General features: G+C 62.0%; 15 protein-coding genes. 8 read left to right on the forward strand and 7 right to left on the reverse strand.

Annotated features, from left to right (window positions below):
- Positions 1 to 4: 4 nt before the first annotated feature.
- From J4E53_RS09165 to J4E53_RS09175, 3 genes are read left to right on the forward strand one after another with little or no spacing between them, the layout of a single operon-like run.
- The gene (locus tag J4E53_RS09165; protein ID WP_060742748.1) at positions 5 to 1,192 is read left to right on the forward strand and encodes an ABC transporter substrate-binding protein; all 1,188 of its coding nucleotides are present in this window, start codon (positions 5 to 7) and stop codon (positions 1,190 to 1,192) included.
- Complete coding sequence (locus J4E53_RS09170; RefSeq protein WP_103308544.1) at positions 1,189 to 2,250, forward strand: iron ABC transporter permease; 1,062 nt, start codon at positions 1,189 to 1,191, stop codon at positions 2,248 to 2,250. The genes J4E53_RS09165 and J4E53_RS09170 overlap by 4 nt, the downstream gene beginning before the upstream one ends.
- Positions 2,244 to 2,999 (forward strand): ABC transporter ATP-binding protein, encoded by a 756-nt coding sequence (locus tag J4E53_RS09175; RefSeq protein ID WP_103308545.1) that lies wholly within the window; start codon positions 2,244 to 2,246, stop codon positions 2,997 to 2,999. Before J4E53_RS09170 ends, J4E53_RS09175 begins: the two co-directional genes overlap by 7 nt.
- A gap of 43 nt (positions 3,000 to 3,042) precedes the next feature.
- Here J4E53_RS09175 and J4E53_RS09180 read toward each other — a convergent pair whose 3' ends face one another.
- Positions 3,043 to 5,004: a methyl-accepting chemotaxis protein gene (locus J4E53_RS09180; RefSeq protein ID WP_060742751.1), complete on the reverse strand. Its 1,962-nt coding sequence runs from the start codon at positions 5,002 to 5,004 to the stop codon at positions 3,043 to 3,045.
- Positions 5,005 to 5,275: 271 nt separating this feature from the next.
- Between J4E53_RS09180 and J4E53_RS09185 the strand changes: the two genes are divergently transcribed.
- The 3 genes from J4E53_RS09185 to J4E53_RS09195 are packed head-to-tail and all read left to right on the forward strand — an operon-like array spanning position 5,276 to position 8,122.
- On the forward strand, positions 5,276 to 6,073 hold the full coding sequence (locus tag J4E53_RS09185; RefSeq protein WP_060742752.1) for a MipA/OmpV family protein: 798 nt from the start codon (positions 5,276 to 5,278) through the stop codon (positions 6,071 to 6,073).
- The gene (locus J4E53_RS09190; protein WP_103308546.1) at positions 6,073 to 6,759 is read left to right on the forward strand and encodes a response regulator transcription factor; all 687 of its coding nucleotides are present in this window, start codon (positions 6,073 to 6,075) and stop codon (positions 6,757 to 6,759) included. The genes J4E53_RS09185 and J4E53_RS09190 overlap by 1 nt, the downstream gene beginning before the upstream one ends.
- Positions 6,752 to 8,122, forward strand: coding sequence for a HAMP domain-containing sensor histidine kinase (locus tag J4E53_RS09195; protein WP_256587157.1), 1,371 nt, complete (start codon positions 6,752 to 6,754; stop codon positions 8,120 to 8,122). The genes J4E53_RS09190 and J4E53_RS09195 overlap by 8 nt, the downstream gene beginning before the upstream one ends.
- 30 nt (positions 8,123 to 8,152) lie before the next feature.
- On the opposite strand, the gene J4E53_RS09200 is transcribed toward J4E53_RS09195, so the two are convergent.
- The 5 genes from J4E53_RS09200 to J4E53_RS09220 all read right to left on the reverse strand — a co-directional run bounded on the left by J4E53_RS09200 (position 8,153) and on the right by J4E53_RS09220 (position 14,957).
- Positions 8,153 to 9,409, reverse strand: a complete 1,257-nt coding sequence (locus J4E53_RS09200) for an MFS transporter (RefSeq protein ID WP_103308561.1) — start codon at positions 9,407 to 9,409, stop codon at positions 8,153 to 8,155.
- Positions 9,410 to 9,714: 305 nt separating this feature from the next.
- Positions 9,715 to 10,968 carry an OprD family porin gene (locus J4E53_RS09205; RefSeq protein WP_060742756.1) on the reverse strand — a complete coding sequence of 418 codons (1,254 nt, stop codon included), beginning with the start codon at positions 10,966 to 10,968 and terminating at the stop codon, positions 9,715 to 9,717.
- Positions 10,969 to 11,062: 94 nt separating this feature from the next.
- A complete protein-coding gene (locus J4E53_RS09210; RefSeq protein ID WP_060742757.1) occupies positions 11,063 to 12,367 on the reverse strand; it encodes a CitMHS family transporter in 1,305 nt (434 codons plus the stop codon).
- A gap of 140 nt (positions 12,368 to 12,507) precedes the next feature.
- On the reverse strand, positions 12,508 to 13,833 hold the full coding sequence (locus tag J4E53_RS09215; protein WP_060742758.1) for a dicarboxylate/amino acid:cation symporter: 1,326 nt from the start codon (positions 13,831 to 13,833) through the stop codon (positions 12,508 to 12,510).
- 41 nt (positions 13,834 to 13,874) lie between these two features.
- The gene (locus J4E53_RS09220; protein WP_103308548.1) at positions 13,875 to 14,957 is read right to left on the reverse strand and encodes a 4-oxalomesaconate tautomerase; all 1,083 of its coding nucleotides are present in this window, start codon (positions 14,955 to 14,957) and stop codon (positions 13,875 to 13,877) included.
- Between the two features lie 168 nt (positions 14,958 to 15,125).
- Here J4E53_RS09220 and J4E53_RS09225 point away from each other — a divergent pair, with 168 nt between their 5' ends.
- Positions 15,126 to 16,016, forward strand: a complete 891-nt coding sequence (locus J4E53_RS09225) for a LysR family transcriptional regulator (protein ID WP_003200706.1) — start codon at positions 15,126 to 15,128, stop codon at positions 16,014 to 16,016.
- Here the strand turns inward: J4E53_RS09225 and J4E53_RS09230 are convergent.
- The gene (locus J4E53_RS09230; protein WP_103308549.1) at positions 15,941 to 17,266 is read right to left on the reverse strand and encodes an MFS transporter; all 1,326 of its coding nucleotides are present in this window, start codon (positions 17,264 to 17,266) and stop codon (positions 15,941 to 15,943) included. The two genes, J4E53_RS09225 and J4E53_RS09230, sit on opposite strands and share 76 nt — an antisense overlap.
- A gap of 125 nt (positions 17,267 to 17,391) precedes the next feature.
- On the opposite strand from J4E53_RS09230, the gene J4E53_RS09235 reads away from it, so the two are divergent.
- On the forward strand, positions 17,392 to 17,847 hold the full coding sequence (locus tag J4E53_RS09235; protein WP_103308550.1) for a helix-turn-helix domain-containing protein: 456 nt from the start codon (positions 17,392 to 17,394) through the stop codon (positions 17,845 to 17,847).
- The last annotated feature ends 2 nt before the right edge of the window (positions 17,848 to 17,849 follow it).

Consider the following 17,849-nt stretch of genomic DNA (forward strand, 5'->3'; position numbering starts at 1 on the left):
AACCATGGTTACCGTTTTTCGCCGCCCTCACACCCTTGCCGCCCTGCTGTTCACCGGGCTGCTCGGTGTGTCGTTTCTTTCGCTGACGCCCCGCAGTGCACTGGCCGCCGAGGCGGACCCTGCCCTGGGCAGCGTGACCGACCTGCTCGGGCGCCAGGTCAAGGTCCATCTCCCGGTCAGGCGGGTGATCCTCGGCGAAGGCCGCCAGTTGTACCTGGTGGCGGCACTGGACACGCAAAACCCCATCGAACGCGTCGTCGGTTGGCGCAAGGACCTGATCCAGTCGGATCCGGACACCTACGGCGCCTACCTGCGCAAATTTCCCGAGATTGCCAAGATCCCGACCTTCGGCGGGTTCGAGGACGGCACCTTTGACATCGAACAGGCCATCTCCCAGCGTCCGGATGTGATCATCCTCAATATCGAAGCCCAGCACGCCACCGAGGATGCGCGCTACATCGAGAAGCTCGACGCCTTGGGCATCCCGGTGGTCTACGTGGACTTTCGCAACAACCCGATGCAGAACACCGAGCCGACCATGCGCCTGTTCGGCCAACTGTTCGGCAAGCAAGCCCGTGCCGAAGCCTTCATCGATTTTCGCAACCAACAGATTCGACGGGTCACCGACGTCATTGAAGCGCGCCACCCTGCCCGGCCCAAGGTCTTCATCGAGCGAATCGGCGGCTACACCGATGATTGCTGCCTGAGCTTCGGCAACGAGAATTTCGGCCTGTTCGTCGAAATGGCCGGTGGCGACAACATCGCCAAAGGCATCATCCCCACCACGTTCGGCCAGTTGAATGCCGAACAAGTGGTGGTCGCCAACCCGGCACAGGTGGTGGTCACCAGTGCCAACTGGGAAGCCTTTGCACCCGGTGGCCATTGGGTCGGCGTCGGCCCCGGGGCGGACATGGCCCAAGCCAGAAAAAAACTGGCGTGGTACACCCGGCGACCGGCCTACGCCGGCATCAAGGCCCAGGACGACCAGGCGTTCCACGCCATTTGGCATCAGTTCTACAACAGCCCCTATCAGTTCGTGGCCATCCAGCAATTGGCCAAGTGGTTCCACCCGACGTTATTCGCCGACCTGGACCCGGACGCCTCGTTCCGTCAACTGCACGAGCAGTTCCTGCCAGTTCCTTATGAGCCGGGTTACGCCGTCAGCCTGGACCAGACCGAGGACAAACCATGACGTCGTTGAACGAAACCCTGGTGATGCAACGTGACACCTACCGGCGCCTGGTGCTGCGCAAGCGGCTCATTCTCGGCGGGCTCACGCTGTTGCTGATTTGCAGCGTCCTGCTCGACCTGGCCCTCGGGCCGGCACGCTACAGCCTCGACGAAGTGCTCGGCGCACTGTTTTCGCCGGACAGCGCTTCGCCCCAGGTTCGCGTGGTGATGTGGGACATCCGCCTGCCTGTGGCGCTGATGGCTGTCGCGGTCGGCGCCGCGTTGTCGCTGGCCGGCGCGCAGATGCAGACGATCCTCAACAACCCGCTGGCCAGCCCGTTCACCCTGGGCATTTCCGCTGCCGCCAGTTTTGGTGCTGCCATGGGACTGGCGTTTGGCGTGGCCTTGTTCCCATTGGCGGCGCAGTACATGGTGCCGGTGAACGCGTTCATCATGGCCATGTTGTCGGCATTGTTGATCCACTTCCTGAGCCTGCGCCGCGGTGTCACCGCCGAGACCATCGTGCTGCTTGGCATCGCCCTGGTGTTCACCTTCAATGCGTTGCTGGCGCTGGTGCAATTCTTCGCCACCGAGCAAGCCGTGGCCGCCGTGGTGTTCTGGACGATGGGCAGCCTGACCAAAGCCACCTGGCCCAAACTCGGGGTGATCTGCCTGGTGATCCTCGTCACCCTGCCGGTTTTCGCCCGGCGCGCCTGGGCCTTGACCGCGCTGCGGTTGGGGGACGACAAGGCCGCGAGTTTCGGCATCAACGTGCGCAGCCTGCGCTTTCAGACGCTGATCATGGTCAGCCTGCTCGCCTCGTTCCCGGTGGCGTTTGTCGGCACGATCGGCTTCATCGGCCTGGTCGGCCCGCACATCGCGCGGATGCTGATCGGTGAAGACCAACGGTTCTTCCTGCCGGCGTCGTTGCTGACCGGTGCCCTGATTCTGTCCGCCAGTTCGGTGATCAGCAAAACCCTGATCCCTGGGGCCATTTTCCCCATCGGTGTGGTGACATCGCTGATCGGCGTGCCCTTCTTCATATCCTTGATTCTCGGCGGGAAGAAAAACTCATGGTAACGATCCGGCTGGAGAATCTCGGGGCCCGCTATGGCCAGCGCACGGTCATTCACGGCGTGACCACGGCAGCTTTTGTCGGCGGCCAGGTGGTGGCGGTAGTCGGCCCCAACGCGGCGGGCAAATCCACCTTGTTCAAGCGCATGGCCGGGTTGATCGACGGCCCCGGGCAGGTGATCCTGGAGGGCTCGAAAAAAGGACCGCAGGGTATCAGCTACATGCCCCAGGGCTTGAACGCCAGCGCCCGGTTGACGGTGTACGAGTCGGTGCTGCTGGCGCGCAAGCAGCTCACGCCGGGCTGGGTCGTCCACGATGACGAACTGAAGCGGGTGGATGACATTCTCGCCGCGCTGGGCATCACTGAGTTGTCGTTCCGTAATCTCGGAGAGCTTAGCGGCGGACAGCAGCAACTGGTGTCGATCGCCCAGACCCTGGTGCGCGAACCGGAAATCCTGTTGATGGATGAGCCGACCAGCGCCCTGGACATGCATCGGCAAGTCCAGGTGCTGAATTTCATGCGGGCCCTGGCGCGCAAACGCCAGGTCATTGTGTTCATCGCCATCCATGACCTGAACCAGGCGCTGCGCTTTGCCGACCAAGTGCTGGTCATCGCCGACAGCACCGCCCAGGGCAGCGGCCCGAGCGCCGAGGTGATCACCGAGTCGATGCTGCGCCAGGTCTACAAGGTCGAAGCGCGGATCGAGCAGTGCAGCCGCGGCGAGCGCCACATCCTGATCGACGATATCGTTTGAACGCACAGCCGGGCCTTGCGCCAAAGGCCCGGGGCCGCAGGAACTAGGCGACCTTGAAGCGATTGACCAACTGTTGCTGGTACTCGGCCAGGCGCGCCAGTTCCTGGCTGGTGATGGCCGTCTGCTCGGCACCGGCACTCACCTGGATCACCAGGTCATTGATCTCGTTCACGTTACGATTGATGTCCTCGGACACCGCGTTCTGCTCTTCGGCTGCGGAGGCGATCTGGATGTTACGGTCGCTGATCGTCGCCACGCCCTCGGCGATCTCCACCAACAACGTCCCCGCGCGCTCGACTTTGCTCGCCCCGTCCTGAGCCTTGTCCAGGGTCTGCTGCATGGACAGCGCCGCACGATCCGACCCGGCTTGCAGGTTGCTGATCATCTGTTGAATGTTGCCCGTGGACTCCTGCGTCTTTTGTGCCAGGGTGCGCACCTCGGAGGCGACCACCGCAAACCCGCGCCCATGATCACCGGCCCGCGCCGCTTCAATCGCCGCATTGAGCGCCAGCAGATTGGTCTGTTCGGCAATGCCGCGAATCACGTCGAGCACGGAAGAGATCGCATCGCTTTCCAGCTTGAGATCACCAATGATCCCCGCGGTCTCCTCGGCCTGCCCGGACAATTGACGAATCAGCCCGATGGTACTTTCGATTTCCACGCGCCCTTGCGCCGTGCTGAGGTTGACCTGTTGCGACATGTGCGCCGCATCGTTGGTACTTTGCGCCACCTCGCGCACCGTGGCGCTCATCTGATTGATCGCGGTGGCCACCTGCTCGGTGCCTTGGCGCTGTTGCTCGACACTCGCACTGGTCTGGACCGTCACCGTGGAAGACTCTTGCGCGGCGGTGGCCACCTGCGCCGTGGCATTGCCGATTTCCTGCACGACTTCGCTGATCTCCTGCGCCATGCGATTGAGGTTGCGCGAGATCTGGCCGAATTCATCCCGACCCTCGTACGTGGCCCTGGCAGTGAGATCACGTTGTGCCAGGCCGTTCAGGGCCCGGTTCACATCGCGTACCGCCAAATCGATCATACGGATGATCACATACGACAGCACCGTCACCGCCAGCAGCGCCACGACGACCGCACCGAGGGTCAACCACAACGCACGGCTGGCTTCATCGCGCCCGTGTACCGCCAGGCGGCTGACGTTTTGACCGAGGGCTTCCTCCACTTGGCCCATCATGTCGATGCGCTGAGTGGAGAGTTCAAACCAGGCCTCTGGCTTGATGCCCAGCGACTGCCCCAATGGCACTTCGAAAGCCAGGCGCTGCAACTTGCCCACTTCGACCGCAGCGGGTTTGAGCATCTGCTCGGTAAACTGTTGAAGCAAGGCTGGCTGGGCCTGGCGACGGAATGCGTCGGAATAAGCCGAGAACTCGCCGAGATTACGGCTAAAGCGCGACAACAATGTCTCGTCGAAACGGTCCTGGCTGAATACCAGGCCCAGCACGACCCGCTCGCGTCCAGCCCGCTCTTTCATCTCGATAAACTGATTGAGCGCACCGAGTGCATGAACAATGGTGGCGTTATTGATCGTCGCTTCCAAAGAGTGGGTATAGCCCACGAGCGCTTGAATGATCTCGGTATAACGAACACCCGATTCGGTGCTGCTGATACCCAACTTATCCACTTGCCCACGAATGGCGGGCAGTTGCGCCAAGGCCTGGAGGACGTTGTCCAATTGCGCGCTCCCCGACGCAGACAACCGGCTCACCACCTCGACAGAAGCATTGGAATCCTGGCGCGCCTGGGCCATCCGCTCACCCATGGACTTGCCCGCGCTGCCCAGGAACACCCCGCTGGCGCCGCGTTCACGCTGCAATACCGTAATCAGTTGGCTCAACTTCTGCGCCGTGGCGCTGGCGGTGACCGTGGCGTCCATATCGCGCAGTGTCTTGTAGTTATCCACGACAAAGACGCCGGCCAAAATCAGGAATCCCAACAAGGGAAGGAGCAGGATCAATAAAAGTTTCAGACGCAGCGGTGCATTCCTGAGCATTTCCGTTCAAGCCTCATTTAAAAATGAATTAGTGACGCGTGAACTTATTGTAAGAAGGCTGTTATACACGCTGACTTGACGTGATCTTAGCGCAATACCAAATAGCCATCACCCCTGATATTGCACCGCTTGGCACATATAACGGCCATGAAGCGGGAATATGTATTTGCCTTGATCGAGGTCAAGCTTTCGACAAATAACCGTAAGTATCCGGTAAGGGAAGACGCTCAACGATAGGCGCGCATTTCATCCTGTCCCGTTGGAGCACCCCATGCATTTGCTGCGCTTAGCCGTTTCCACCATCCCGAGCCTGATCCTACTCACTGCGCCCCCTTCAGCGCTGGCCGCACAGGCCGCCGAACCTGAAACCGCCAAACCGTCTTCGTCCTGGGGGCTGGGGGTCGGCGCCATCAGCAGCCAGCAGCCCTATACCGGCATCGATCGTGACAACAAGGCGATACCGCTGATCTACTTCGAGAACGAATACCTGCGGGTGTTCGGCCCGAACGCCGAGGCCAAGCTGTCGCAGCTCGAGATCAACGACACCCAGCACATCGATTTCAGCCTCGTGGGCCAGTACGACTTCAGTGGCTATGATGCCGATGACTCGCGGGTTTTCGATGGCATGAGCGACCGTAAAAGCAGCTTCTGGGCCGGAGCGAAAGTGCAGTGGCACACCGACTGGGTGGACGCCCACGCCGAGTGGCTGGCGGATGTATCGGGCAACAGCAAGGGGCAGCGCTTCAACCTGGGCCTGGAGCGGACCTGGCGACTCGACGACCGCATCACCCTCACGCCCCACGTGACGGCGATGTGGCAGGACAAGAAATACGTCGATTATTATTTTGGCGTACGCGACAGTGAAGCCCGCATCGATCGCGCGGCCTATGATGGCAAGTCCGCCCTCAATACCGAGTTTGGCGTCCGGGGAAACTACATGTTCGATAAGCACCACTCTGTGTTCCTCGATATCAAGGCGACCCGCTTCGCCAGCGAGATCAAGGACAGCCCGCTGGTAGATCGTTCTACCGAAAACAGCGCGCTGTTCGGCTACCTGTACCGCTTCTGATGAGCCGCATTCTGTTGGTCGAGGACCACGAACGCTTGGCCCAACTGGTCAGCACGGGATTGACGAACGCCGGGATCGCCGTCGATGTGATCAACCGCATGGACGGTGCATGGGCGGCCATCCAGCGGGTGCCCTACCAGGCGCTGATCCTCGATCGCGGCTTGCCGGACGGCGACGGGCTGGTCTTGTTGAAGCGCCTGCGCAGCGCCGGGCTTGGCCTGCCGTGCCTGGTGCTCACGGCACGGGATGCCCTGCATGATCGGGTACAAGGGCTCGATGCCGGTGCCGATGACTATCTGCCCAAGCCGTTTGCCATGGATGAAATGGTCGCCCGGGTGCGGGCTTTGCTGCGGCGCCCCGTGGACTGTCGCCCACTGGCGCCCAGCCACGGTGACCTGAGCCTGCAACCCGAGACCGGCACTCTGTGCTGTGCGAATGAAAGCATTACCCTGGCACCGGCGGAAATGCAGATCATGTTGCTGCTGTTGCGCAAGCCTGGGGAAATCGTCCGTCGCGCCAGCATAGAGGCGGCGGGCTGGGGTTTGAGCGAGGCGGTCACGCCAAACGCCCTGGACGTGGCCCTGCACCGTATCCGCCGCAAGCTGCTTGCCATCGGCTCCCGCCAACGCATTGTCAACCTGCGAGGTCTCGGTTATGCGCTCCGCCAGGTCGACGTGGTTGAGTAGCCTCCGGTTCAAGGTGCTGCTGGCCTATATTGCCGGCGTGGCGCTGAGCATTCTGTTGATCGTGTCGGCGGCGTTGGCCCTGATCAGCTCACAGAGCGACATCCTGTCGGTCATGAACATGGCCGAGCGCACCCAGGAGCTGGCGGAGAAACTCCAGTTCGATGCTGGCGGGCGCCCGGTCGGATTCGACCCCAGCGAGGCGGATCGAATCTGGACCTATGACAGCATGGGACAGGAGATCGGCTACCGCGTGCTGGACGCCTCGGCAAACGTGGCCCTGGCGTCCACCAATGCGACCTTCTGGCCGGCGAGTGCCTCGCTGCGCACTTTGGGGCACGAACCGTTCAAGTTCGAGCGCCAGGGCATCTTGATGTACGGTGCCACCGCGCCAGTCGAACACGACGGCCAGACCTGGTTCCTGCAGCTTGCCGTCAGCGAACGGTTGATGGACCTCTTTCACGGCGCCTTCGCGCTGCCCTTCATGGGGGCCGGCATCGTCCTGTTCAGCCTGGTACTGCTCTTCGTCTTTGGTGCCTGCGCCTATGTCATCCTGGGTTACACGCTCAAGCCCTTGCGCGAAGTGTCCGAGTCGGCTGCGGCCATCTCGCCTCGCTCGCTGCATTCGCGCTTGCAGGTCAGCCGCGTACCTTCCGAAGTCTTGCCACTGGTGGACAGTTTCAATCGGGTCCTCCAGCGCCTGGAAAATGGCTACCGGATCCAGCAGGAATTTCTGGCGACCGCGGCGCACGAGTTGAAGACACCGCTGGCGCTGATACGCGCGCAGATCGAATTGATGGCAGACAGTCCCGATCGCAGCGCGCTCCTCAACGACGTCGCCCACATGACCCGCCAAGCCCAGCAACTGCTGCTGTTGACCGAAGCCAGCGAGGCGCAGAACTATAGGTTTGCCGCGGTCGAACTGGCCGATGTCGCGAAGGAAGCCGCCGACTATCTACAGCGCATGGCCGAAGCCGTCGACGTACGCCTGGTGCTGGCCGACGATTGCACGGGCGTTGCCCCCTGGCAGGCTGATCGCAGCGCCCTCTTCACCTTGCTGAAAAACCTGCTGGAGAACGCCCTCCAACACGCCCCTCGAGGCACCGAGGTGCGAGTGGACATCGCCAGGGATCACTTGAGCGTACGCGATTGGGGCCCTGGGGTTGATCGGGAGCAACTGCCCCAGCTATTCGTGCGCTTCTGGCGCGGGCCCCATCGCCGCGACCATGGCGCCGGCCTGGGCCTGACGATCTGCCAGGAAATCGCCCAGGCCCATGGCTGGACGCTTTCAGCCACAAGAGCGGAACCAGGACTGCTGCTTCAGTTGTCTCGCCGGGAACACCCCAGCGACCCCGCCCGGGCTTGAACAGCGCGGGGTCGAACCGGGTACGCGGCCTCAGGCGACCCCGCCGTCGGGCACCGCAAGGGGGTCGGCCTGGGACACGCGGCTTGGCCTGAAGGTCTCGGGCATCGCCAGCAACAGGCCGAATGCCAGCGCGGCAATCGCCGCCAGGGTCAGGAACGCCGCGCTGTAGCCAGCCCCTTGCACCACGAAGCCGGCCAGGCTGTTGCTCAACGCGGCGCCGAGCCCGAACACCGTCGACAACACCCCGAGGCTGACGTTGAAGCGCCCGGTGCCCTGGGTCAGGTCCTTGACCACCAGGGGAAACAGCGCGCCGAACAACCCGGCACCGATACCGTCCAGCAGTTGCACCGCCACCAACCAGTAGGGGTCGTCCGAGAGCACGTACAACACGCCGCGCATGGGCAGGATCAGGAAGCCGGCCAGCAGCAACGGCTTGCGGCCCCAGGCATCGGCCTTGACCCCCACCAGCCACGCCATGGGCACCATGACCAGTTGCGCCGCAACGATACAAGCCGATGTCAACGGCGTGGCCAGGTGCACATTGGCCTGGGCGAGCTTCTGGCTGACCAGCGGGAGCATCGCCGCGTTCGCCAGGTGGAACAGCCCGCAGCAAATGGCGAACAACAGCAGCGTACGGTTATCCAGCAGGACCCGCAGCGTCGAGGGTACAGGACCGTGAACCAGTTGCCCCGCCTCCAGGCCCCGTGCCACGTCATGGTCGATGGCCTCGGCGGACACGCAATTGACCGCCACGATGCTGGCCAATGCCATGGCGGCCATCAGGTAGAACACCGCGATGGGACCGAACAACCAGGCGAACCCACCCGCCAGCAGCGCGGCGCAGGCATTGCCCGCGTGATTGAATGTTTCGTTGCGCCCCGTGCGCCGTGTAAAGGCCTTGGCGCCGGTAATGCCTAGGGAAATCGCCGCGATGGCCGGCGCAAAGACTGACGCTGCCACGGCGCCGATGGCCTGGGTCAATGCCACCAGGCCAAAGGACGACGTGAACGGAAGCACCAGGCACCCCAGCGTCACCGCCAATGCCGCCACGGCCACCACGGCACGCTTGCTGCGCACCCGGTCGATCAACGCGCCGGCGGGCGCCTGGGCGACAAGCCCGGCCATGGCCGCCACCGTCATCACCACGCCAATGCTGGCCGGGTCCCAGCGATGCACCGCCAGCAGGTAGATCGCCAGGTAAGGGCCCAAGCCATCGCGCACATCCGCGAGGAAAAAATTCAGGCCATCCAGGGAAAGGTTGTTGCGTCGGTCTCGGTTTCGATCCACAGCGGCCTCGACGGGCATTGCCCCAAAGAAAATTGACGCAATGATGTCGCAAAGAATCGAACCGGGCCACCGTGATGAGCGCGGGGCCACTGAGAAAACCGTGGCGAGGGAGCTTGCTCCCGCTGGGTCGCGAAGCGACCCCAAAACCTGCCGAACGCGTAACACAGACACACCGCACCCGCCGGTTCACGACTGCTTCGCAGCCGAGCGGGAGCAAGCTCCCTCGCCACAGGTCCATCGTTGTTTCTTAGGTGAACTGCATGACCTACCAAATCCATCGTTGTTTCTTAGGTGAACTGCATGCCCTACCAAAGCGCGATGTCGTAGGTAAAGTAGACCCGGTTGCTGTCACGACCACGGGAAAAGTCCGAGCGATAGACGTAGTTTCGCAACTTCACCCCCAGCCCCTTGAACGTACCCTGCTGCACCACATAGGCGATCTCTGCGTCACGTTCCCACTCTTTGACCGCGGTGTCGGACTTACCGTCGTTGCCGCTCAGGTAGCGGGTGGAGAATGTCAGGCCGGGCACACCGAGGCGCGCGAAGTCGTAGCCGTAACCGAGCATCCAGGTCTTCTCGTCTTCCTCGATGAACTTGCCGATCCCGACGTTGCTGAAGGAGTACACCGTGGCGCCGCTGACGTAAGGCAGGCCCGCCTCGCCGCTGAGGGTCTGGTAACCGGCGCTCAGTGTGTGGCCGACAACGGCGTAGGACAGCGACCCGCTGAGCATGTCGTTGTCGATCTTGCCGCCGTAGGCCGACCCCGAGTCGACGCTGTTGAAGTAGCGCAGGTCGCTGGTCAATACCCCGGCGCCCAGGGGCAGATCATGCTGGATGCCAACGAAGTTCTGTCGATAGAAATTCTCCAGCTCGCCATAGAAGTAGCTCAGGCGGATGTGCTTGCCCAGCTTGTAGTCGGCGCCGGCATAGCTGAAGTCACCGGACTTATCGCCGCCGTAGCCGTCCGGCACGATGGGCATGCTGTCGCTCGAATCCCGCAGTTTGAAACGCTCCAGGTGCCCGCCGGTGACGGTGAGGTTGTCAATGTCGTTGCTGCTGATCTGGGTGCCTTGGTAAGTCTGGGGCAACAGCCGCGCATCGTTGTAGACCAGCACCGGGGTCTTGGGCAGCAAGGTGCCGTATTTGAGTGTGGTTTTGGCCAGCCGGGCCTTGGCGGTCATGCCCGCACTGGCGAACTCGTCGGCGGCGCGACCGTCGTCATGCACCGGCAGCAGGCCGGTGCCACTGCGACCACGCCCGGAATCGAGCTTGACCCCGAGCAGGCCCAGGGCATCGACCCCGAAGCCGAGGGTGCCCGGCGTAAAGCCTGACTGGTAATCCAGCAGGAAGCCCTGGGCCCATTCGGTGCGCTCACTCTTGGCGGTCCTCGCCGCCCGGGCGCTCATACCGTGCTCGTCGCGAAAATTTTCGTTGAAGTAGACGTTGCGCAATTGCAGCTTCAGCTTGCTGTCATCGATGAAACCTTCGGCGCTGGCCGTGGCCAGGGGCAACAGGCCAAGGATTGGAAACAAAGCCCCGCGGGTCAGCAAAATGGTCATGTCTGGCTACTCGTTGTTGTTATTGGGCGTGCAGGCCTTCTCACCCCCATTTGCAGGGGGCGTGTCAGGCAGGAAAACAAGGTTGTCGGGTGAATCAGGAAAACAGCGTCAGTGCCCCGGTCAGCAGGGCCAGCGCGGTAATCACCAGGGACGTGAGCACCGCCCATTTGACGGTGGCTTTCTGGAAGTCGCCCAGGTCGCGGTCGACCATGCCCACCAGCAACAGGGTCGAGGCCACCAGCGGGCTCATCAGGTGCACCGGCTGGCCGAGAATGGAAGCCCGGGCAATTTCCACCGGATCGATCCCGTAGGCAGCGGCGGCGTTGGCCAGGATCGGCACGACCCCGAAGTAGTAGGCATCGTTGGACAATACGAAGGTCAGCGGCATGCTGGTAATCGCCACCACCAGCGGGAACAGATGGCCCCAGGAAGGCGGAATCCAATCGACCAGGGTTTGCGCCAGGGCATCGACCATTTTCGTTCCGGAGAAGATCCCGGCGAAGATGCCCGCGGCAAACACCAGCAGGACCACGGTCATGGCGTTGCCCGAATGGGCGAGAATGCGCTCCTTCTGAATATCCAGTTGCGGATAGTTGATCATCAGCGCCAGGACGAAACCGATCAGGAACAGAATCGCCGAGTGCATGAGCCCCATCACCAGCGCGACCATCACCGCGACCACCAGCAGCAGGTTGACGTAGGCCAGTTTCGGGCGCTTGTGTGGCGTGTCCTCGATGATCGCGTTGATGTAGCAGTCACCGCCACCGCTTTGCAGCTGGACGTTACCAATGCGCTTGCGCTCGGCACGGCCCAGCAGGAAGGCCGTGAACACCACCCACATCGCACCACCGATCATGGTCGGCAGCAACGGCACGAAATACTCACCGGCATCCAGGCCCAGCGCTGCGATCGCACGGGTCGCCGGGCCGCCCCAAGGGGTCATGCCGCTCATGATGCTCAGGGAGAGCATGGAAATGGTCGCCAGGATCATCGGGTTCATGCCGATGCGCTTATACAGCGGCAGCATCGCGGCACAGGTGATCATGTAGGTCGTCGTGCCGTCACCGTCCAGTGCCACCAACAGCGACAGCAGCGCGGTGCCCACGGCGATTTTCATCGGGTCGCCATTGACCCGCTTGAGGATCTTGCGGATCAGCGGGTCGAACAGACCGGCGTCGATCATCAGGCCGAAAAACAGGATCGCGAACAACAGCAGTGCCGCCGAGGGCGCGACCATTTTCAGGCCGTCCAGCATCATCTTGCCGGTGGTCCCGCCAAAGCCGCCGAGCACGGCAAAGACGATGGGCACTACCGTCAGGGCGACAATCGGGGACAACCGTTTGGTCATTATCAGGAAGGTGAAGACCACCACCATGGCCAAGCCAAGTAAAGCGAGCATATGTCAGATCTCTTGTTGTTATGAGTAGCTTGGCAGACACCCAGGCACACGCCCTCCCACCCGCCAGGCAACACGCTGAAGTGTGCCTGGCGCAGAGGTATCGAATGAGCTTGCGGTGCTGTCGAGTCAGCCGTGAGCGGCTAGATGTGTTTGGCGACCTTCGCGCCGTCCCAGCTCGAGTCCGTTGCCGGGGTCTGTGTCAGGGCGGGTTTGCCATCCAGGGTCTGCAACAGCACTTCGCGGTCACAGGCATTCTCCGAGAGGGAGATCACCACGGTCGCAACGGCGTTGCTCGCCAGGCTGGTCAACGCCCGCGCTTCGGACATGAACCGGTCGATCCCGATCAATAGGGCCAGGCCCGCCAGGGGAATGTCGTGGATGACCGTCAAGGTCGAGGCCAGGGCGACAAACCCGCTGCCGGTCACACCCGCGGCCCCCTTTGACGACAGCAGCATGATCGCCAGCATGGTGATGACCTGGGTCAGCGTCAGGTCGATGTTGCAGGCCTGGGCAATGAAGATCGCCGCCAGCGACAGATAGATCGCCGTGCCGTCGAGGTTGAACGAGTAGCCGGTCGGCAGCACCAGCCCCACGACCCCTTTCTTGCAACCCAGGGCCTGGAGTTTTTCCAACATCCGCGGCATTACCGGTTCGGTCGAGGACGTGCCGAGCACCACCAGGAACTCTTCACGCAGGTAACGCAACAACTTCCACAGGCTGAAACCGTGGGCGCGGCAAAGGCTGCCCAACACCACAAAGACGAAGAAAGCGCAGGCGATGTACAAGGTCATGATCAACTTGGCCAGCGAGCCCAGCGACGTGATGCCGTACTGCCCCACCGTGAAGGCCAAGGCCCCGAAAGCGCCAATCGGAGCGAAACGCATCAGGTAGGAGAAAATCTTGAACACCATGTGCGAAGCCGACTCCAGGACCTCCAGCACAGGCTTGCCGCGCTCGCCCAGGGACGATAGGGCAAAACCGCAGAGCACCGCGATAAACAGCACCGGCAGCACCTCGCCTTTATTGAAGGCGCCGATGAAGGTGTCGGGAATGATGTGCATGAAGAAGTCCACCACGCTCAGTTTCGCGGCGGATTCGGTGTACTGCGACAGCCCCTGGGTACTCAACTGCGTCGGGTCGATGTTCATGCCTGCGCCGGGCTTGAACAGGTAGACCGACACCAGGCCGATGATCAGGCTGATCACCGTCAGCGCCAGGAACAACAGCATGGTCTTGCTCAACAAACGCCCCAGCGAGCGCTTGTCGCTCATACCGGCGATGCCAGTGACAATGGTGCAGAACACCACCGGCGCGATCATCATCTTGATCAGCTTGATGAAGGCATCGCCCAGCGGCTTCAAGGCAATTGCCTGTTGCGACCAGAAGTGCCCGACGACCACGCCCAGCAGCACGGCGCAGATGATCTGGAAGTAGAGCGATTTAACAACTTTCATGGCATCACCCATTTTTAGAATTGTTCTGATGCAAAAGACCCTGGCAACCAGGGTTATCCGGCCAGCCGTTGGGACGCCGTGGCGTAGACGTAACCCGAGAAAAGCCGGCGCGCGGTACGTACTACCGAAGCCCGAATGGTCTCACCCTTTTCACCGGTGTAGGACAGTACGACATCAATACCGCCGCTTGGGTGTTCGATCCGAACCTGTTGCAAGCGCGGTTCGCTGACGTTGCCGAGCAACTGTGCAACGACGCTGCCTTCGGTTACGCACGCCGTGGCCAGGCCGATGGAGCCGGTGATCGCCAGGGCGCGGTGACAGTTGTGCGGCATGAAGTAGCGCACCTGGATCGTCCCGCCGCACTTGGCCGGAGACACCAGCACCGGCTTGGGAATGACCTTGTCGCTGACATCACCCAGGCCCATCGCCAGGCCGGCTTTCAGCCGCAAGGACTCCAGCCGCTGCAGGAAGGCTTTATCGGCGTCCAGTTCGGCAGGGCTTTCGTCACCGCGTTTGCCGAGCTGGCTGGCCTCGACAATCATCATCGGCATCGCCATGTCGATGCAGGTCACCGGGATGCCGTCGATCTGGTCCTGGGTCTGCCCGGTCGGGAAGAGTTTCCCCGTCTTGCTACCCGCCGCATCGAGAAACGTCAGTTGTACCGGAGCGGCTGTGCCAGGCACGCCGTCGATGGCGGTGTCGCCTTCATAGCTGACCTTGCCTTGCGGGGTTTGCACTTCGGCATTCACGAAAGTCCCGGTGTTGAGGTTGCGAATACGCACCCGGGTCAGATCGCCAGAAGGCTTGACCAGCCCCTGCTCGATGGCGAACGGGCCGACGGCGCAGAGCATGTTGCCGCAGTTGGGGGCGGTATCGACCCGACGCTGGGAAACCATGACCTGGACGAACAGATAATCGACATCCGCGTCAGGGTGCAGCGATGGGCTGACGATCGCCACTTTGCTGGTTTGTGGGCTGCCGCCACCGATGCCGTCGATTTCCAGCTCGTGGCCGGAGCCCATCAGGTTGAGCAGCAGCTCGTCACGTTCGGCGATGGCGACCGGCAGATCCCAGGCGAGAAACACCGGGCCTTTGGACGTACCGCCGCGCATTAGCACACAAGGAATTCGCTGCATGTTCACTAACTCTTGTTGATCAATCTGGATAATTGATGCTCTGGACACAAGAGTGGCAAAATTTGAAAAGTGTTTCCAATGCAAAGATCAGAGAGATTATTGCGTTTCACAAATGAATTAATTTACGATGATTTGCACCGCGCATCCCCCTCTCCGGTGAGGTAGAACATGGAATATGAGCTTCAGGACATACGATCTTTCGTGAAAATCGCCGAACTGGGCAGTTTCCACGAAGCCGCCGATGCGCTGCATCTGTCACAACCGGCCCTGAGCCGACGGATGAAAAAACTCGAGGAAGGCCTGGGAACCGCTTTGCTCGACCGCACGACCCGCAAGGTCAGCCTGACGAGTGTCGGCCGTGACTTCCTGCCCAAGGCGCGGCGCCTGCTGGATGATTTTGACGACTCGATTCTCAACATCCGCGAGCTGGCGGAGCGGCAGATCGGCCGGGTGACCTTGGCGTGCATCCCCACGGCGGCGTTCTATTTCCTGCCTTCGGTGATCCGCCTCTACAACGAGCGCTACCCGAAAATCCGCATCCGCCTGCTCGACCTCAGCGCCAACGAAGGGCTCGAAGCCGTGCTGCGCGGCGAAGCCGACTTCGGCATCAACATGATGAGCGGCCAGCATCCGGACATCGAGTTCGTGCCCCTGGTCAACGAACCCTTTGTGCTGGCCTGCCGACGCGACCATGAATTGGCTGAACGCAGTGCGGTCACCTGGTCGGAACTCAGCGACTATCGGCTGATCGGGGTCGGGCGCCTGAGCGGCAACCGCATGCTGCTGGACCACGCGCTGTCGGGCCTGAGCTGGCGCCCGCAGTGGTTCTACGAAGTTCAGCACTTGTCTACGTCGCTGGGACTGGTCGAGGCCGGCCTGGGCGTGTCGGCGATGCCCAGCCTGGCCATGCCGGCCGGGGATCATCCAACCCTGGTCAGCGTGCCGCTGATCGAGCCGGTGGTAAACCGCTCCCTGGGCCTGGTCTACCGCCGGGGCGCATCGCTCTCCCCGGCTGCGGAGAAATTCGTCTCGATCCTGCTTGAGCAGTGGCCGCAATGAAGCGAGCGTCTCCACACCACCAGCGCGGCGAGGCTGATCGAGGCGCCCAGCAGGCTGACCGCCATCCAGCCCCACAGCGCATAGACCTGGGTCGCGGCGGTCGCGCCCAATGCGCTGCCCACCGAGTAGAAACACATGTAGGCGCCGACCATGCGACTCTGGGCGTCGGGCCGCGCGGCGAAAATCAGGCTCTGGTTGGTGACGTGCACGGCTTGTACCGCGAAGTCGAGTAGCACCACGCCGCAGACCAGTGCAATCAGGGAGCTCTCGGTAAACGCGATGGGCAGCCAGGAAAACGTCAGGAGCCCCAGCGACCAGCCGGTAACCCGTTGCCCCCAGCCTTGATCGGCCCAGCGACCGGCGCTTCTGGCCGCCAGGGCACCGGCGACACCCGCCAGCCCAAACAGGCCGATGGCCGTGTGTGAAAGTGACAGCGGTGCGGCGCTCAACGGCAGCACCATCGCAGTCCACAGCACCGAAAAAGCGGCAAAGATCAGCAAGGCCAGCAGGCCTCTGGTCCGTAGCATCGGCTCGGTCACGAACAGCATGAACAGCGAGCGGATAAGCGCCAGGTAGGGCTGCCGGTGACGGGGCGACGCAGCGGCGGGCACCACGACCCAGAACACTGCCGCGATGGCCAGCATCAAGCCCGAGGACACGAAATAAACCCCACGCCAGCCCGCCAGGTCGGCGATCACCCCGGAGGTAAACCGCGCCAGGAGAATCCCCAGTACAACGCCACTGGTGACGGTGCCCACGGTCTGTCCCCGTTGGGATGGCGAGGACAGCACGGCGGCATAGGCCACCAGCACCTGGACGACCACCGCCAGCAACCCCATCACGACCATGGCGCCCAGCAAAGCCAACCAATGCTGGGCTGCGCCGACGGCCGCCAGCGCGATGGCTGACAACACCAATTGCGCGAAAACCAGCCGTTTACGGTCGACCCTGTCCCCCAGCGGGACGATGAACAGCAACCCCAGCGCGTACCCCACCTGGGTGGCCGTCACCACTCCCCCGATCAATCCGGAAGCGACACCCAGGCTCTCGGCCATCGAGGCGAGCAAGGGTTGGGCAAAGTAGACATTGGCGACGGCCAGGGCGCAGGTCACGGAAAACAATAACGTGAGCGACGGCGAAAGCCCCGGGCACTGCTGTTCATTCAAAGAGCCCGTGGTGAGGGCGCTTGCTCCCTCGTCACCCTGACTTTCCGAAGGCTGCTGGGTGAAACAGTCGGCCTCTGCTGTCATGCACGTCTCCTTGGCGCTAAACTGGTTTCAATTAAAAACCTGTCTGAATTGTTGCTTGATCAGGTTTCAATTTGCAACCACATAATTCCGACCAACTTGGCAATGCTTTCCAGAGGGTCAATCAAATGGAAACCGCTTCATCGCAAAACAACGAATGCCCGGTCGCCAGGACACTGGATGTGATGGGTGATCGCTGGTCACTGATGATCATCCGCGACGCATTCGACGACATCCGTCGATTCAGCGAATTTCAAAAGAGCCTGGGCGTGGCCAAGAACATTCTGGCTTCGCGACTCAAAGCCTTGGTCGAGGCCGGCGTATTCGACGTTCGACCCGCCTCGGATGGGAGCGCCTACAAGGAGTACGTCCTGACAGAGAAAGGCCGTGAGATTTTTCCGGTGGTGGTCAGCCTGCGACAGTGGGGCGAACGTTTCCTGTTCGAACCGGGGGAAACCCGTTCCGTGCTGTTGGACAACGCCACCGGCCAGGCCCTCATGCCGATGGAAGTGCGCTCGGCATGTGGCGAAAAACTTGGACCCTTTGACTGCCACAGATTGAGACTTGTTGGCGGCGAATCGTAAAG

The sequence above is a fragment of the Pseudomonas sp. FW305-28 genome, assembly GCF_017351395.1.
In the GTDB taxonomy this organism is placed as follows: Bacteria; Pseudomonadota; Gammaproteobacteria; order Pseudomonadales; family Pseudomonadaceae; genus Aquipseudomonas; species Aquipseudomonas fluorescens_AA.

Bases quoted from the DNA above. Each gene is read 5' to 3' on its own strand.
- J4E53_RS09225 (WP_003200706.1), top strand. From the start codon at position 15,126: ATGGAATATGAGCTTCAGGACATACGATCTTTCGTGAAAATCGCCGAA.
- J4E53_RS09205 (WP_060742756.1), bottom strand. From the start codon at position 10,968: ATGACCATTTTGCTGACCCGCGGGGCTTTGTTTCCAATCCTTGGCCTG.
- J4E53_RS09190 (WP_103308546.1), top strand. From the start codon at position 6,073: ATGAGCCGCATTCTGTTGGTCGAGGACCACGAACGCTTGGCCCAACTG.
- J4E53_RS09175 (WP_103308545.1), top strand. From the start codon at position 2,244: ATGGTAACGATCCGGCTGGAGAATCTCGGGGCCCGCTATGGCCAGCGC.
- J4E53_RS09180 (WP_060742751.1), bottom strand. From the start codon at position 5,004: ATGCTCAGGAATGCACCGCTGCGTCTGAAACTTTTATTGATCCTGCTC.
- J4E53_RS09165 (WP_060742748.1), top strand. From the start codon at position 5: ATGGTTACCGTTTTTCGCCGCCCTCACACCCTTGCCGCCCTGCTGTTC.
- J4E53_RS09230 (WP_103308549.1), bottom strand. From the start codon at position 17,266: ATGACAGCAGAGGCCGACTGTTTCACCCAGCAGCCTTCGGAAAGTCAG.
- J4E53_RS09215 (WP_060742758.1), bottom strand. From the start codon at position 13,833: ATGGGTGATGCCATGAAAGTTGTTAAATCGCTCTACTTCCAGATCATC.
- J4E53_RS09235 (WP_103308550.1), top strand. From the start codon at position 17,392: ATGGAAACCGCTTCATCGCAAAACAACGAATGCCCGGTCGCCAGGACA.
- J4E53_RS09210 (WP_060742757.1), bottom strand. From the start codon at position 12,367: ATGCTCGCTTTACTTGGCTTGGCCATGGTGGTGGTCTTCACCTTCCTG.
- J4E53_RS09220 (WP_103308548.1), bottom strand. From the start codon at position 14,957: ATGCAGCGAATTCCTTGTGTGCTAATGCGCGGCGGTACGTCCAAAGGC.
- J4E53_RS09170 (WP_103308544.1), top strand. From the start codon at position 1,189: ATGACGTCGTTGAACGAAACCCTGGTGATGCAACGTGACACCTACCGG.
- J4E53_RS09185 (WP_060742752.1), top strand. From the start codon at position 5,276: ATGCATTTGCTGCGCTTAGCCGTTTCCACCATCCCGAGCCTGATCCTA.